Raw genomic sequence first — 17092 nt, forward strand, 5'->3', positions numbered from 1 at the left:
TGACTTTAAAGTAAAATCTTGATGTTGTCTTCTCAAACACATATGATTTGTAAGTGTTTATGTAAATACATTATTAGAGTGCTACGTATGGGTAAAGATACGGATAATCGAAAGGGCCTTACTGAAAATAAAGTAAGACTTTTGCATGGCGAAGTTAATGGGAAGTGTCCAAAATGTTCGAAAATTCTGATTAAAGAAAAAAATGGTAGGTATACAAATGATGGTGAAATTGCGCATATCTACCCTTGCAATCCTTTACCCTATGAAGAGAAGCTTTTAGCGGGGCAAGTTCTCTTGCATGATGATGTAAATAATTTGACCAATCTTATTGCGTTATGTAAGTCCTGCCATAATGAGTTTGACAACCCCAGAACGCTCGAAGGCTATCTGGCGATGGTTGAGATAAAGAAAGCTATTTTGGCTCAAAGAAAGTTAGAAAAAAAAAGAGATTCCATAAAAATAGAACAAGAGATTAACAATGTCTTAGATTGGCTTTCTGTACATTGTGAGGCTGATGAACAACGAAAGAACTCTAATGAGGAGCCCAAATATGATGTTAAAGAGTTAGATAATAAAGCTGACGAAACTCTTAAGTATCGTACGAAGAAAAAGATAAGAGCAAATATCGATGAGTTCTATGTACATATCAATAGTAAGTTAGCTGATTTAGATGCACTTTATGATGACGTGTCTACTGAAATAAGAATAGAAGTACAGCATTTTTATACCGCGTTAAAGCGACAAGGATATGACCAAACTAGAGTTTTTCAAGAAATGGTTAAGTGGCTTGCCGAAAATAGTACGTGTGATTGCTACGATACTTGTGAAATTATGATTTCATTCTTCGTACAAGACTGTGAGGTGTTTTGATGATCATACCTAATAAGAGTGTGCCTTTTAAAAAAACTGTAATGCATAAAATGCTTGTTATAGTTGAGCTTGATTTCGAAGAAATGGCTATTTCTGAATTGTATAAAAAAACAAAAACAAAATTTAGTAGTATGGACGAGTTTGTCTACTCGTTAGACCTGCTTTACGTCCTAGACAAAATTACGATAAATGAGTTTGGTTTGGTGAAGAAATGTTAAAGAAAATATTTTGCGATAAACTTGTACAACCCTTGCTTACTTTTTCATCGGGTCTCAACTCATTAGTAGGCTCGCATTCAGGGTCTAACTCGATTGGAAAGTCGTCGGTTCTTATGATGATCGACTTTTGCTTTGGTGGTGATGATTTTTTAAAAACAAGCTCTGATGTATTTGAGCAAGTTGGTCACTTAGATATAGATTTTGTGTTCGAATTTGATGAAGAGCTTTACACCTTCACGAGATCAACATCTAACCCAAAGGTTGTTATCTTCAATAATGATATTGAAAATCCCAAAACAATTACTGACCTTAGAAACTTTTTGAAGGTTAAGTATACTGCTCCTGATTCACTGTCTTTTCGAGATTTAGTGAATCTTACAAGTCGTATTTGGGGCAAGGGAAATTTCAATCCTAATCGTCCATTGAACTTTGATGACTCAAAGTTTTATGATCAAACAACTAAATATCTATTGGTTTTATTTGACTTGTATCGTGATGTTTCAAAGCAGCGTGGTGAACAAGCAGCTTTAGAATCTAAAAAAACATCCCTTAAAGGCGCTTTTGATCAAGAACTTATTGCACGAAAGCTTAAGAAAAGTGAGATAGAACCTAAAAAGAAAGAGTTACTAGAGCTAGAGGATCAAACTGAAGAGCTAAAGACAAATCTTTCTAAGTACACCATCAATATTAGCGAAATTGTAAATCAACGTTCGTTGTCCATTAAGAAAGATAAAGACTTGTTGCTCAAACTTTTGAGCTATGAGGAGCAAAGACTTCTTCGCTCTGAAAAATCTCTTGCTTTCGGCACTTTTGCCAACAGAAAACAATTTGGTAGATTGGTGAATTTTTTTCCTGATGTAAATCTGGAGAAACTTCAAAAGATAGAGGGTTTTCATAGTGGTGTAACGAAACTCCTTAAAAATGAAATAAAGGTCGAGAAACTTTCTATTGAGCAAAACATACAAGGTTTTAAAGATCAAATATCTGATTTAGACAAGCAGCTAGAAGAGGTGTTTAAGCTAAAAGAGAAACCAAGTCTCTTAATCGATGACCTACTATCTCTAACTATTAAGACAAAAGAGCTTAAGCAACAGCTCGACTATAGAGAACTTAGTGACAGTATCGATGAGAATGTAAAACTCAGCAGAGAAGAAGGTAAACGACTTAAGTTAGATAAGCTAGAAGAGGTAAGCAAAATTCTTATAGAAGAAATAGACTCTGTTATATCTACAATCTATGAAGATCCTGCCATACCATACTTTACATTTTTTGATAAAAGCTATGAATTTAATGCTAATGGAGATACAGGTACAGGTAAGTGTTTTTCAAACATGATCTCACTAGATTTTTCTCTTTTGAATAACACGAAGTTACCATTTTTTATTCATGACTCTGTAGTACTAAAAAATATTGAAGTTAATGCGGTCAACAACATAATCAGGCTTTACTATTCTATAGTAAATCATAAGCAGGTGTTCATTTCTATAGACGAAGTGACTAAATACTCTGCTAAAGCACAGCAAATCATAGCTAAAACAAAGTTTCTAACACTTTCAAGCGATAGACTAGCTTTTAACAATAAATGGGAAAAAAAATAAACCTATAAGGGCTCATCGAGCCCTTAATTATTTAAGATTTGAAATAGTTCTTGAAGAGTCTGCATGGTCAGCTATTTATTTTGGTTAGCTAAGACTTGGCTACTTTCTCTAATCTAATTTTTACTAAGTGAGAAATCCCGTTAACTCACTTTTGTCCAAAAACAAGTTATCTAACTAGAAAAATGGATGCAGCCAATACCTACATCCTTTTTTTAATCACTCCAAGCTATAAATAAATCTTTAGCTTTTACTTTAAATTATCATTACTTAAGCGGATCTTATTTACCATTCTCAATGCATTACTGAATATGCTGTCAGAGATACTTTTTGGAAAATCGTTTGGTAATTCTGCTTCTAATTCCTTAATGGCCTTAGGCATATCAACTGCAAATTCCTTTATTATCTCTTCCATTCTCGCAGTATCAAATCCAACAGATTTAGCCGTATCAATAAAATGACGAGTGTATATTTTATCAATAGGATATTTCTTTCCTTTCGATGCTATTAGTCCCATTGCCAGTTTTAATGAGCGGATATTCATTCCTTTACCACCTAAGATAGGATAGGCGGATAAAATGTCATAAAAGGGCGTAAGGTGATAACTGCCTTGTGCATTAATAAAAATGGAAAAGTTTTTTGCGTGTCCGTCTGTTGCACCAATTAACCATTGAAATACCTGAAATCGCATGAAAGCATCACGATCTTTTAGTGATTGGCTTGAGCCCATAAGAAGGTCCATAATAGTTTTTATACTTGGACCTCCATCTGCTTCATATTTTATTGATGAGGGTAATCCAAATGCTTGGCACATATCTTCTTGCGGCAATCTTAATAGCTTGGTGTTATTTTTAATCCATCTTCTATCAAATCGTTCTACAGCAATGGCTTTTATTCCATCACAATGAATTATTTCAACATTAGGTACATTGAATCCTAACTTCTTCGCTAATTGGATGCACAGGTATTCATTTTCTACACTATCACTCATATCGAGAGTGGCATTAGGTTGTTGAATTTTACCTATGGGTAATTTGATTATATGCGTTGTTGGGGTAGATGCTTTCGGTATGCACCATTCATCATTTATTTTGAGTAGCGCTGTTTTTTCTTGTGCTCCTGCAACCGAGATCCGAAAGTCTGATTCATCTTCTAGCATTCCTAATGGAATATTGGATTGATAGGCTGAGAGTACTTGTTTGAGCCGTGCTGGAGTTAAAATTTCATAATCCAGTTGTTTGGTATTTGGTTCTTCATCGTTAGTTAATAAAGAAATTGCACCGACGCTGTCTTTACCCACTTCATGAAGTAAATCGAACGTTTGACGAGATTTAGCTTGGTATCTGGCAACGATGCGATCTCTGACTTCTGATAAATCAGGTAATAGGTTGTCGAAGTAATTAATAACGCAATCACTGGTTATCTTTGGATATTGTAGGGGGAGGGATAATGACAGAGGTCTTCCTACCGTGCTTTCAATCCATGATTTATCGTATTGAAACTGGTGCGCACCGTTACTGAGTTTAGTAAATTCTCCAACACGCTCACCATTCATGTATGCAATTAATACAGCCATTACCATGCCTCATCGTCTAGATTATTATCGAGACTCGTTGGCACTTGCTCTTGAATAATGCAATGAACTTCTAACGCATGAAGGATCTTAAAGAGTGTCTGTAACTGAGTAGTTTCAGGATGATTCTCAAAGCTAGATAGGGTGGATTGTTTTACACCAACTTTTTTAGCAAGCTCTGTTTGAGTCAAATTGTGTTTGGTTCTGATAAGCTTTAAGTGGTTAGCTAATTGCTTTGGATTATAAATCATCATACACCCCATCATATTATGTGATATCCCCGATAGAGGATAATCAATAATATATACCCGATCGGGGATAAGTCAATGTATATCCCCGAACGAGGATAAAGTTGGTTTTATCCCTTGTCGGGGATAAAGTGATATTTAAAAACCAAATACAAAAAATGGATGCAGCTAAAACTACATCCATTTTCTTAATTACTTAGAGTAAAGTGGCGAATTAACGTCTAGCTCTTATCCCAAGTAACGCTTCTCTAAGTGCGCCTTAAAGAAACTCGCATTTAGCACATCACCCGTTGCTTGCTTCACTAAATCATCAGTTGAGCATAATGATGCTTTGCTCCAGATATTGTCTGACAGCCAAGTGAAAATAGGGCTTAAATCACCGCTTAATGTGGCTTTTTCTACATCTACGGTTTGTTTCATTGCCGCCATAAATTGTGCTGCGTACATTGCACCTAATGTGTAACTTGGGAAGTAACCAAAGCTACCGTCTGTCCAGTGAATGTCTTGCATGCAACCGTTTTTGTAATTGCCTTTGGTGGTTAAACCTAGGTACTGCTGCATCTTTGTATCCCATAATTCAGGGATATCTTTATAGCCAATTTTACCGTTCATTAAATCACGTTCAATTTCATAACGTAAAATAACGTGAGCAGGGTATGTCGCTTCATCTGCATCTACACGGATAAAATCAGGGTTTACGCGTGTGTATATTTTTTGCAGATTATCTGTCTCAAAGATTTTTTGATCAGCATTCACAAAGTTCTTTTGCACTAATGGAGACAGTTGAGAAATAAACTCAGCACTGCGGCCTAATTGCATCTCAAAAAATAAGCTTTGAGACTCATGAATACCCATTGAGCGAGCTTGACCAACAGCAAGGCCTGCAAACTCTTTTGGTAACCCTTGCTCATAACGTGCGTGGCCTGTTTCATGTACTGTACCCATTAATGATTGCACAAAATCGTTTTCATCATAACGAGTGGTAATACGAACATCAGTAGGAACGCCGCCACAGAAAGGGTGCATGCTTACATCAAGACGACCATGATTAAAATCGAAGTTTAAAAACTTCATCACATCTACGCTAAGTTGGCGTTGTTGCTCTGTCGGGTAGTGGCCATCAGGTAAGTAGATGGACTCAGTAGATTGTTTCTCTTGTATGTTTTGAATAAGAGTAGGAAGCCACGTTTTTACATCGTTAAATACCACATCAAGTTTTGCCGTTGTTGTGCCTGGTTCATATAAATCAAGCATGGCGTCGTAAGGCGTTAATCCTGAGATATTTGCTCGTATCTGCGCTTCTTCTTGAGAAAGGGCGACAACTTCTGCAAAATTTTTACTAAATCCTTCCCAATCGTTTTCTCCACGTTGAGTTCGCCATGCGTGTTCACATTTAGAACCCGCTAAAGATTGTGCTTGAACCAAGGCTTCAGGAAGGGCTGTGGATTGTTGCCATTTTAATTTCATTTCACGAAGGCTAGCTTGTTCGTTATCAGATAGAGACTCTGATTCTGCTTTATCAAACCATTCGGCCAGTTGTGGTGCATTGCCTAGTTGATGTAAATGAACAGACAGTTCAGCCATTGCTTCTGAGCGAGCTTCGTTACCGCCAGACGGCATTACTGCTGCTTGGTCCCATCCACAAATCGAACCTAAATGCTCGAATCGAGAAATTTTTAAACTATGTTCAACCAATTTTTGATAATGACTCATGGATATTCCTTCATTATTATTTTTTATTCGTGTTTTCATTGTTGATCGGTTTTACTTAGAAAGGAATGCTTCATGTATTTATAACGCAGTTTTTAAGACATAAAGGTTCAGTAAAATTCATGGTGAACATTTTTCTCAAAGTGCAGATAAAAAATACCCCGCAGCGAGCGAGGTAAGAAATTTATTTTAAATTAGGTGCTTAGCTGATTTTTACTGGCCAGCCATAAGATCGATACTCTTCGGCTAATGTATTTGCAATATCTGCTGATACGGTTGCTGAAATCCAGTTGCCAAAACCCATTACTTGATATTCAAATGTTACGTGATTCATTAATTTTCTCTCCTCGATTGATGCGCGTACTTTATCGGGCTTTGTTCTTAATAACTTTCGTATTAAGGTCAAATGGTTTGATATTTGGGTTAATTTATATAAATACGGTAAATAGATTAAATCTCGAAAAATGAATAGAGTAAATGTTCGATTTTATAAGTTGATTGAAATTAAGTAGTAATTAAAAGAAAACGAGATATATTAATGAAACTCACAATTAAATGGATATTCACGTGATTCTAGATTTTTGGGCATTTTTTATTGCCATTGTACTATTAACAATGACGCCAGGATTGGATACAGCTTTGGTGATCCGCAATACGACCCGTGGTGGTTGGAAAGATGGTATTACCTGCAGTTTGGGGATTTGTTGTGGTTTATTTGTTCATGCGACTATGTCGGCGATTGGTTTATCGGTATTGTTAGTAAGCTCTGCGGAGTTATTTACCGTTATAAAAACGATAGGGGCTGCGTACCTGATTTGGTTAGGCATTCAATCAATTAGAAGTACGTTTAAGCAACGTAAACAAACAACGAAAGTAAAAGCGATAAAAGAAAAGAAAGAATCGTTAACCTTGTCTTTTAAAGAAGGTTTTTTATCGAATATTTTAAACCCTAAAACAGCCGTATTTTATTTGGCTTTATTGCCGCAATTTATTAACCCTGAATATAATGCTTTTATTCAATCATTGTTGATGGCAAGTGTGCATTTTATTGTTGCTATGTTTTGGCAAGGTGGAATTGCATTGTTAGTTGAAAAAGCACAGGAATTAATGTCGAGCGAGAAAATGACTCACCGAATAGAAAGGGTAACAGGCAGCGTGCTTATCTTGTTGGGTGTGAATTTATTAGTATCTAAGTAGATTGTAAAAATAAGAATGCTATACCTGAAAATTTAAAATCATAGGTATAGAATTCTTTTTGTTTCATTTATTGAAACTGATAACTTGATGGGTTAACTGTCTTTATTGCGGACAGATTCAATCACGTTACCAATTTTTTCGGTTATTGGGTTTGGTTTCTTTGGTTTTTTTTCTTTTTTAGCAAAATGAACATGCACATCTTGTTGAGCAAAAGGAATTGAGATCCCTTCTTTATCAAAACGCAATTTCACTTCACGAGTGACATCCCAATAGACATCCCAATAATCATCGGTTTTAACCCAAGGACGAACGATGAAATCAACAGAAGAAGCGCCTAGAACGTGAACACGAATGTTTGGCTCTGGTTTTTTTAATGCAGCAGGGTGAGCATCGACAATTTCAGCTAAGATCTTTTCTGCTTTTTCGATACTGTCTTCATATCCAATGCCAAATACCATATCGACACGGCGTAATCGTTCATGCGTTACGTTTTTTATTACGTCTCCCCAAATTTTACTATTGGGTAAAATAATGATTTGGTTATCAAAGGTTTTGATCGTGGTATTTACCAAGCTCATTGAGCTTACCTTGCCAGTTACGCCACCTGCCTCAACCAGATCACCAACATCAAATGGACGATAGATAAGCAACATCATGCCCGATGCAAAGTTGGATAAGGTATCTTGCAATGCGAAGCCAATAATAATACCGGCAACACCAAAGCCGGTTAGAACTGGTGCGAGATCTAAACCCACTTTGGAGAAGGCGATTAAAATACCAATGAAGTAAATAAGTTTACTCGACATAGAGACAAAGAAGTCCTGCATCAATTTACTCATTCGTAAGTGAGGCTGTACCACCGCTTTTAATACGACTTTACGAGTTAATTTTGCCAGTAATCGTGTTGCAAATAGGATTAAGAAGAAAACAAAGAACTTAAGGAGTTGGTCTGGTGCGTGTTTAAGTAACCAGTTACTGCCAGATGAAATCCAATTACTTAAAATGGCAGCAATAACGGGGAAATTGAGAATATCTTCGGTTAAGTTACCGGTAGTGGTAAATAATTGACGTTTATAATTTGTGGTGTTGATATTTAATTGATCAGCAATTGCAATTAATTTGCCTAAACCGTAAGTGGAATTTGTGACTTTACGTTCAAAAAAGAGGTGCTCTAAGGTTAATGATGTTTTTTCTGAATCGGAAGAGCGTTGAAGCTGATTTGAAAGTAATTGCTCTCGGCTTGTATCAAAACTTAGTGACGCGGAAAGGAATTTGATTTTTTGATCAATAAATAGTTTATAAGCAACAAGCTGAGCGTCTGTTGATTGACCTAACGTAGTCAGCCATTGGTAGTTTTCTAATTGATCATTAAGAGAAAGGTAATAGTAATCTCTAGATTCTTTTAAGGTGTTTTGCAAAGCAAGTTTGTGCTCGATATCCGCTTTATCTAATTTTTCTTGTTTGTCTTTTATGTCTTTATCAAGGTACGCGATAGCTCGTTCGGCATAGATTACTTGTCCTTCGACTTCTTTGATTAAAAGAGGGGTTGTGGTTTCATCATGGCGCTTAATTAAATCAGCGAGTACGGCTCGAAGTTGATTATTTTTATCGACTTGTTGAACTCGAATAACGGCAAGATCACTTCCAGAGAATGAAGACGCTTCTTTTTTTAATCGCACAACTTCATTATTGATTTTATTTAAATCAGCCAGATCTTGGGCTTCATTAGCAAAAGTGAAGGAACTAAATATAAGAAGGAACCAAATAAAGATACGCATAGAGCCTCTATTGCTTTGAAATGAAATTAGCGAATAACTAACTTATTGTAGTGAAATATAAGGAAAAGTGGCAGGAGAACTTTTTAAGGGGGTGTCACAAAAATGAAAAAGCAGCCATTAAGACTGCTTTTATCGTATTGTATTGTACTTTTATTTAAGATTTTTATATTCAATGATTAAGGCTTTAAAAAAAGAAAAGAAAAACCCAAGTATCATGACTAATAGTACTGAGCCGAGTATCAGAGTTAATATGTCCATATATCACCTCGTAAAATAGTACTAGTGAGTATATCAAATTATTAACATCTTGTTGGTCAACTCGGTTAAATAAATGTTTCAAAATGTCTCTATCGTTTATTATAGAGACATTTTTAATGATCGTTATATTTGATTTAAAGCGACCTTTTCTTCTTTACTATCTTGTTTATTAAAGAAAAGATGAGTTTCTTCAATAATAATGTGACGTAATGCGATTAAACCAATTAAGTTTGGAATTGCCATTAATCCATTAACAATATCAGCAATTACCCAAATGGTATCCAAGTGCATATAAGCGCCCGATGCCACTAAAGCAATAAAGATGATTTTGTATGGCAGCACGCCTTTAGTACCAAATAGATAGGTTACACAACGTTCACCATAATAGTTCCAGCCTAAAATGGTAGTGAAAGCAAAAAACATCAAACCAATAGAAACTAAATAAGGGCCAAATTGGTCAGAGCCTAAACCAATAGCAAACGCTTGGGTTGTCATTAACGCACCTGCGGCATCACCTTGCCAAACACCGGTAACCACTAAGGTTAAACCTGTCATAGTACAGATAATCACGGTATCAAAAAACGTACCAGTCATAGAGACTAAGCCTTGTTTTACACAAGAATCCGTTTTTGCGGCTGCGGCTGCGATAGGAGCACTACCAAGACCTGATTCATTTGAGAACACACCACGCGCAACACCAGATTGAATGGCTAACATGATAGATGCACCAACAAAACCACCCGTTGCTGCGCTTCCTGTAAAGGCTGACGTAATAACCAATTGAATCGCTGCTGGTAATGCTTCTGCTTGCATGATGAGGACCGTTAGACAAGAAACCACATAGACTACGGCCATGGTTGGTACGACTTTTTCAGCGACTTTAGCAATGGATTTAATACCACCTAAAGTAACAATAGCAACTAAAACAGTAAGGACCCCACCGGTTAGCCAAGCAGGCGCATTCATTGTTAAATGAGCGGAGTCAACGATTGCATTGATTTGTGGAAAAGTACCGATACCAAAACAGGCAACGCCTAACGCGAATAATGCAAATAGCTTAGCTAACCATTTATTACCCATGCCATATTCAATGTAATACATTGGGCCACCAATCATTTGGCCTTTGCTGTCTGTTTTTCTGAATTTTACGGCTAATAAGCATTCTGCGTATTTTGTTGCCATGCCAAAGACAGCAGCAAGCCACATCCAAAATAGTGCACCAGGGCCCCCCATTTTAATGGCGGTTGCGACACCAACAATATTACCCGTACCAATAGTGGCTGATAGGGCAGTACATAGTGCGGCAAAGCTAGAAACATCGCCTTTACCTGTACTTTGGTTTTCTTCTTTTGAGAAGACCATTTTAAGCGCAGTTGGTAGGTGACGTAATTGAAAAATACGAAGTCGGAACGTAAAGTAGATACCTGTACCCACTAATAAGATCAAAAGAGGCGGTCCCCAGATGAAGTTATCGACAGTAACAAGCGTGTTGTGAAAGGTGTTCATAGTTTCCCCTTAATAATACATATAGTAAGGAGAAGAGAGAGTGGTGTACCAAGACTACAAAAAATAGGCAATAGTATAGAGCCGAGATTAATCGGATCACTTTCTCCTCTGTCCTTTTGCCTGAGAGTTTCACCTTTATCATTTTTCAGATAAGGGCTTGCTCCTTCGGCGGCCGATTTAACGGCTCTCTCCAGAGATTCCTCCAACTACAGTCCTCACCAGAAATATCTGGCGCCTGAAAGATTTACTTCTTCGGCGGGCGTAACCAATTTCTGGTTATTGCCTCTCTCCTGCAGTCTTCATCGGATCAACAAATTGTAAGCTACGTAGTAGCCAAGTCAGGTATGTTAGACAAGTCACATTTTTTTGTCATGCATTTTCTTTACAAATTAGATATAAATTGACCGAAATCGTTTTCCTTGTTCAAAATTACAACGATAACTCAAGTATTTAGATGCTTAAAGTATGCTAAAATAAAGAAAAAGTGAGGTGTACTATGTTACGAATTGCTGTGATAATTTTATTGTTGGCTATTTCCGCATTACTATTTAAATACAGATCAAACGAAAAAGTTCAAAAATCGGTGATTTATACTTCTGTAGCGGGTGTAGTTATTTATGTGGCTTATGTCATGATTTCAGAATTGATCCGATAAATTGTCTTATAATTAACAAATGTGTAGAGAACAAATCTATACTATTCACTATCTATAATGTTTGGGGTTAACGCGTGAGTGTAGAAAATCAGACCAGAACGACTGACGAACATGATGAAGATGTCATCATCATTGAAGAAAAATCAAAATCGAGTCACTGGGTTGCCGGAGTCACACTAATTATTGGTGTTATTGCGGGGGGACTAATAGGTACGAGTGTCTCAGATAATAAATGGTCTGATACTTATGCTCAGTTAGAAGCTAAAACGAAGCAATACCAAACAGAATTAAAGCAAGCCAATGTAAAAAGTACTGAAGTTGATGAATTGGTTGAGCAAGAAAAACAACAAGCACTTGAAGAACAAAAGAAAACGCTTGATGAAGAAAAAGCACAAGCAATTGTGACAGAATCAAAAAAACACGCATCGATGAAAAAAGAAGTCGGTTCATTACAATCGAAAAATGCGTCATTAGATATGCAAGTTGAAGAACAAAATAAACAAATTGATAAATTGACCAACCAAGTTGATTTACAGATCACGATGCTTTCTCGTGCTAAACAGTTATTTCAGCGTCAGCTTCAATTAAAAGAAGAAGCGAGTGATTTAGAAGTTAAAATCGAAGTGACTAAATCAAATGAAAAGAAATTAGCGAAAGAATGTGCCGTTTATCTTGAAGGCAAAAGCTGGGATGTGAAATCTGATGTTTGTAAGCGTCAAGAAGAAGCGAAAAAAGTTATCGCTAAATATAATGATGAGCTGCAACTTTTAATGATGGACATTAAAGAAATCGACAACATTAGCGATGATCTAGGTATGTAAGTCGGTTTATCTTAAAGAAAAGCTACAGAATATTGTGGCTTTTTTTATACCTTGAATTTGAGGTGATAATAATTGTCATTATCTTTTTTAGGGAATGTTTAGAACAATGGCACGGTATAGTTTGATATTGAAGGAGAACATGAATGAGTAGTCAAACGGCTAAGTTTGTCCAAGGTTCGACAATGCGTCACATTTTAGTGATGTCAGGAACGGCTTCAATCGGATTAATGGCATTGTTTGTGGTTGATCTTCTAGACATGTTTTTTATTAGCTTATTAGGGCAGGTTGAATTGGCTGCCGCGATTGGCTTTGCCGGAACCATTATTTTCTTTTCAACGTCCGTTTCTATCGGTTCTTCGATTGCGATGGGGGCTTTAGTATCAAAAGCTCTAGGTGCAAAAGAAAACGAGAAAGCGAAACAACTGGCCTCAAGTACGCTTGTTATTGCCTTTATCGTAAATAGTATTATTACGATCGCGATGTTTTGTTTTATCCCTGAGTTATTATCAATGATTGGGGCTAAAGGGGGTGTAGCTGAACGAGCACAAGCTTATCTGTCCATTTTATTACCAAGTACACCTTTGATTGCAATTGCAATGGCTGCTGGTGCGGGTTTAAGAGCGGTGGGCGACGCGAAACGTTCAATGTTAGCAACGTTATATGGTGGCATTGTTAATGCGATTTTAGATCCTATTTTTATCTTTGGATTTAACATGAACGTTGAAGGGGCTGCGATTGCCTCTGTGATCTCAAGAGCAACGGTATTGGCCTTTTCACTTTATCCATTGATTGTGACTCATAAACTGATTTCTCTGCCTAAGTGGGCAGATATTAAGCATCATTCTCCTGCTATTTTTACTATTGCTATTCCCGCTATTGTTACCAATACAGCGACGCCTATTGGTAATGCAATTGTTACATCAACCCTCGCTCCATTTGGTGAGGATTTTGTGGCTGGTTTTGCTGTGATTGGACGTTTAATTCCGGTTACTTTTGCGGTGATCTTTGCTATGTCTGGGGCTGTTGGGTCTATTATTGGGCAAAATTACGGTGCCGAGCGAATTGATCGAGTAAAAGAGACATTGAGGAATTCGTTATTTTTCTCTTCTATTTATTGTGTTGTGGTGTCTTTGATTTTATATGTGATTCAAGACCAAATCATAAGTGCTTTTAATTTGGTTGGTGATGCGGCATTAATAATGGGCACGTTCTGTACTGTCGTTGCAATCACGTTTATTTTTAATGGTGCGATGTTTGTGGCTAACACGTCATTTAATAACCTGGGTAAACCTTTGTATTCCACAGCCCTTAATTTGAGCAAAGCGACCATCGGTACGTTACCATTTGTGTATTTTGGTGCTCAATGGTTTGGTGGGTTAGGGGTATTGTATGGCCAGGCTTTGGGTAATGTCATTTTTGGTATTATCAGTATCATTGCGTTGAGAACACACGTTATTTATATGGTGAAAGAGCAATGTCAAAAAGTATGCACAGAGGATACTTTGGCTGATATTAGCGTAACCATGACCCCATTTTGTAATAATGATGCGGTGATAATGCAAAGCGGTATTGAGAATGAGAAAAAGTTAGAAAGCCCGTCTCTTTCTGGTTAAATGCATAAAGAAATGGTGGAACTGTATTCTTAGGATTTAAGATACAGAGCCACCATTTTTTGGTTCTCTTATTGGGTATTAGCTTTTTTTAGCCGTTCTTCTACGTAAGAAACCAAAACCGAATAGAGAAACTAAAGCGAATAAATTGAATGAAGCTGCTTTTTTATACTCAAGTGAAATCACGATAGGATCATGATCGGATGCAGAATACATGTCGTTGTATTTTACCATGTCACCCGTGTATTTAGAGCTGTATTCAAATAAGTTACTTTCTGCGGCATTGATGTGCCAATCTTCAATTTCAGTGACTCGATCAGCCAGTGATTCATTGGCTAATGCGTGATCAAGATTACCCAGTTCACCTGAGTAGGTATAAGAGAAGGTATCTGTGCCATGTAGATGTGTGTTTAAATTTATATAGCCATAGCCTTGAGTAATTTGGCTGCCAGTTTCTTCATAAGGAAGTGGATTGCCTTCTTTATCAGTACCTAGCGTTGTATAAGCTGCGGTGAAAATATCACGGTCGTATTTTTCTTTGCTGTAGTCAGTTAGTGTTAGTAGGGGATCTTCCATTCCATAGGCATTCATGTCACCTAAGATTAGAATATCGCCTTTAACCGTTTCTAGATCATCACCGAGAGCTTTAGCTGCTGATACTCTAAAGCGGTTACAGTTGCCTTGTAGATCGGCTGGATCACTGTCTTCTTCAAAGTTTTGCCATTGCTCAATACACTCAGAGCCTTTTGATTTTAAGTGATTAACCACCACGGTTAATGGCTCTTTGGCTTCTTTAACCATAAATTCTTGAACTAGACTGTGACGTTGATATTTGTCATACGCTGGGTTGAATTCAATGGTGCCATTATTATCACGAGTGACGGTATTTTCAGCTACGTGTTGTTCTGGTGTTTTGATAACACGCGCTTTGCCTTTGAGTTTCACTTCACTTGGGCGGTACAGTAGGGCAACCATGATGGCATCTGAACCTAAATATTCACCTTGGTATTTGTCTTTTTTTTTAATCTCTACGTATTTGTAGTGATCGTCTTCATCTTCAAATTTAGAATTTAAAGCCGTTGTTAAATCACTAATGGCGCTGTTTTCACCAAAGCCATTATTTTCAACTTCCATTAAACCAATAATATCGGCATCAATAGCAACGAGTGCAGATAGGATTTTTGCTTGTTGAATAGCAAAGTCATCGGCATTTTCAGCACCGCGATTTTGCCCCGTTGGATTAGCATCACCGCCAGTAGCGACGGATGTAAAGTAGTTTAATACGTTAAAACTTGTGATGGTTAAATCGTCATCATCAATGCTTGGCTCGTCTGTTCGTTCTACGTTGAATAGTGTGTCACCATTCGCGTTAAACGCCTTAGTAATGATGTTTTCTTGCGTGATTGTATTGGTTGCTACTAAACGGTATTGACCGTAAGAATAAGCGATAACACCTTCTAGACCTTCAATACGAGCACCTAAACGTAGGTAGGAATCAGCACTGCCATCTTGATTTGCATCGTTTGCAAAATCAGGGAAGTAAGGAACTTTTCCGTTAGCGGCTTTGTTGTCTGATTCAATCGTAATTTGGCGTTTTGCATTATCTTCAGCTAAGGCTATTGCTTCTGGACTTTCTGCTGCAAACAGCTGAGTTGGTTTAAATAGAGGGTCACCATGAGAAAGCACCATGTTGTTGCGCTTACTGCCATAATCAAAGCTAAAATTTCGTGTGATACGTAGATCAGAATGAGAGGTTAATTTAACTTGCATGCCTTCGTGACGCTCTAATGCATCTGCCAGCGTTTCACCGTTATTAATGATTAATTCATTTACTTGTGCAGGGGATTCAGTCCTTTGAACTAGATAGTTATTAGTATCAGGCTTTAATTGTGTTTGGCTGTAGTACTCTTGAACTTTGGCTTTTACACACACAATTGCACCGGGTTGGATCTCTTGAGATGGCGCACTGCCAGTACTTACAAAAATACCTTCAGAGCTATTTGAATCATGATCATCATTTAAGCCTTGTAGGTAAAAGCCTTTTAGTAAGCTTTCGCCACGAGCTGTGACAATGCCTTGCACAAAATAATCATCATCAGAAATGAAGCCACTCGTGATTAGAGGTGATTTATCACCGGTGCCTTGAATTTGGTTAATTTCGGTAAAGGTTGGGGTATTACCTGAATCGGTTTCACAAGCAAACGGTGGTGGTGGCGTTACACCTTCTTGGTATAAGCCTAAACCATCAATATTGTCTTTTGGCTTTTCAAGCCACATGTTGGCATCAAATGTTGTACTTGGCGTTTGAATTGCACGTACAAAACTTTTGTCTTTGCCCCAGTCAACGTCACCATCAATACCAATTCGGTCATGCTCTGCACCGTCTTTAAATAGCATGTATGTTTCATCGCCATTATGGTTGACGATGCTTTCAATACGGTCGGTTACGGCTTTAATTTCATCAGAAGCACGGCTATTTGAAATAACATAAACACTTTTCGCGTTTAGTGTTATTGCGGATAGGTCGAGATCGTTCTTCCATTCATCCAATCCGTTGTATTTAGATTTAAGGACATAACCAGAAAGAGATACGGGGTTATCACCTGTGTTACTGATTTCTAATGATTTATTGTAGCTAGCGCCTTCAACATATTGAGAAATAATAATTTCTGCATAAGCATTGCCAGAGAGCGCTAAGCCAATGGCCATAGCAAGGGAGGTTTTTAACTGAGTTGTTTTCATTTCACTGCTTTCCATAGTCGTTGTTATATGAATTAAAGGTATATTTATAAAAACTATCGATTAAAGCTCTCACATTGATATGTCATATTCATTACTTTTACATTAGGAGTGAGATCTAAATTGGATTGAAGAGGTGTAAATTTGGCAGGGGTCAATTAAATAACAAGATCAGTAATAGTGGATATTTACACAGGTTTCTCTGGTATAAGACAAAACTGAGAGTTATTAATATTGACACTTACATTGATTGTGGATATGGATCGAAACTGTATGACATTATAATAAAAAGAACTAATGAAACTCCGGTTGAC

14 protein-coding genes and 1 riboswitch are annotated in these 17092 nt (G+C 37.2%); of the genes, 7 read left to right on the plus strand and 7 right to left on the minus strand.

The window, feature by feature from the left end; genetic code table 11:
* The first annotated feature begins 87 nt into the window (after nucleotides 1-87).
* Genes A6E06_RS13130 through A6E06_RS13140 form a run of 3 tightly spaced genes read left to right on the plus strand, consistent with a single transcriptional unit; the run spans nucleotide 88 to nucleotide 2686 of the window.
* The gene (locus A6E06_RS13130; RefSeq protein ID WP_065591283.1) at nucleotides 88-870 is read left to right on the plus strand and encodes an ABC-three component system protein; all 783 of its coding nucleotides are present in this window, start codon (nucleotides 88-90) and stop codon (nucleotides 868-870) included.
* Nucleotides 870-1088: an ABC-three component system middle component 7 gene (locus tag A6E06_RS13135; protein ID WP_065591282.1), complete on the plus strand. Its 219-nt coding sequence runs from the start codon at nucleotides 870-872 to the stop codon at nucleotides 1086-1088. Before A6E06_RS13130 ends, A6E06_RS13135 begins: the two co-directional genes overlap by 1 nt.
* Entirely contained in the window at nucleotides 1082-2686 is a 1605-nt protein-coding gene (locus A6E06_RS13140) for a DUF2326 domain-containing protein (RefSeq protein ID WP_065591281.1), read from the plus strand. Before A6E06_RS13135 ends, A6E06_RS13140 begins: the two co-directional genes overlap by 7 nt.
* A 247-nt stretch (nucleotides 2687-2933) precedes the next feature.
* Here the strand turns inward: A6E06_RS13140 and A6E06_RS13145 are convergent, their stop codons facing one another.
* The 4 genes from A6E06_RS13145 to A6E06_RS20130 form a co-directional block, all read right to left on the minus strand.
* Complete coding sequence (locus A6E06_RS13145; protein WP_065591280.1) at nucleotides 2934-4259, minus strand: type II toxin-antitoxin system HipA family toxin; 1326 nt, start codon at nucleotides 4257-4259, stop codon at nucleotides 2934-2936.
* Nucleotides 4259-4522: a type II toxin-antitoxin system antitoxin HipB gene (hipB, locus tag A6E06_RS13150; RefSeq protein WP_065591279.1), complete on the minus strand. Its 264-nt coding sequence runs from the start codon at nucleotides 4520-4522 to the stop codon at nucleotides 4259-4261. Before hipB ends, A6E06_RS13145 begins: the two co-directional genes overlap by 1 nt.
* A gap of 210 nt (nucleotides 4523-4732) precedes the next feature.
* A complete protein-coding gene (locus A6E06_RS13155; protein ID WP_065591278.1) occupies nucleotides 4733-6217 on the minus strand; it encodes a carboxypeptidase M32 in 1485 nt (494 codons plus the stop codon).
* Nucleotides 6218-6416: 199 nt separating this feature from the next.
* Nucleotides 6417-6548 (minus strand): hypothetical protein, encoded by a 132-nt coding sequence (locus A6E06_RS20130; RefSeq protein ID WP_105063021.1) that lies wholly within the window; start codon nucleotides 6546-6548, stop codon nucleotides 6417-6419.
* 221 nt (nucleotides 6549-6769) lie between these two features.
* Here A6E06_RS20130 and A6E06_RS13160 point away from each other — a divergent pair, with 221 nt between their 5' ends.
* On the plus strand, nucleotides 6770-7411 hold the full coding sequence (locus A6E06_RS13160) for a LysE family translocator (RefSeq protein WP_061011359.1): 642 nt from the start codon (nucleotides 6770-6772) through the stop codon (nucleotides 7409-7411).
* Between the two features lie 92 nt (nucleotides 7412-7503).
* Here A6E06_RS13160 and A6E06_RS13165 read toward each other — a convergent pair whose 3' ends face one another.
* Nucleotides 7504-9189, minus strand: a complete 1686-nt coding sequence (locus A6E06_RS13165) for a mechanosensitive ion channel family protein (protein ID WP_065591277.1) — start codon at nucleotides 9187-9189, stop codon at nucleotides 7504-7506.
* Between the two features lie 381 nt (nucleotides 9190-9570).
* Nucleotides 9571-10953, minus strand: coding sequence for a sodium:alanine symporter family protein (locus A6E06_RS13170; RefSeq protein ID WP_065591276.1), 1383 nt, complete (start codon nucleotides 10951-10953; stop codon nucleotides 9571-9573).
* 98 nt (nucleotides 10954-11051) lie between these two features.
* Nucleotides 11052-11157: riboswitch (glycine riboswitch) on the minus strand.
* Nucleotides 11158-11449: 292 nt separating this feature from the next.
* On the opposite strand from A6E06_RS13170, the gene A6E06_RS19855 reads away from it, so the two are divergent.
* The 3 genes from A6E06_RS19855 (at nucleotide 11450) to A6E06_RS13180 (ending at nucleotide 14042) form a co-directional block, all read left to right on the plus strand.
* Nucleotides 11450-11608: a hypothetical protein gene (locus A6E06_RS19855; protein WP_141676970.1), complete on the plus strand. Its 159-nt coding sequence runs from the start codon at nucleotides 11450-11452 to the stop codon at nucleotides 11606-11608.
* Nucleotides 11609-11682: 74 nt separating this feature from the next.
* Nucleotides 11683-12429: a hypothetical protein gene (locus A6E06_RS13175; RefSeq protein WP_065591275.1), complete on the plus strand. Its 747-nt coding sequence runs from the start codon at nucleotides 11683-11685 to the stop codon at nucleotides 12427-12429.
* A gap of 143 nt (nucleotides 12430-12572) precedes the next feature.
* Nucleotides 12573-14042 (plus strand): MATE family efflux transporter, encoded by a 1470-nt coding sequence (locus A6E06_RS13180; protein WP_065591274.1) that lies wholly within the window; start codon nucleotides 12573-12575, stop codon nucleotides 14040-14042.
* 78 nt (nucleotides 14043-14120) lie between these two features.
* On the opposite strand, the gene A6E06_RS13185 is transcribed toward A6E06_RS13180, so the two are convergent.
* Nucleotides 14121-16781 carry an ExeM/NucH family extracellular endonuclease gene (locus A6E06_RS13185; protein WP_065591273.1) on the minus strand — a complete coding sequence of 887 codons (2661 nt, stop codon included), beginning with the start codon at nucleotides 16779-16781 and terminating at the stop codon, nucleotides 14121-14123.
* Between the last annotated feature and the right edge of the window lie 311 nt (nucleotides 16782-17092).

The sequence above is a fragment of the Aliivibrio sp. 1S175 genome, assembly GCF_001690985.1.
GTDB lineage: Bacteria > Pseudomonadota > Gammaproteobacteria > Enterobacterales > Vibrionaceae > Aliivibrio.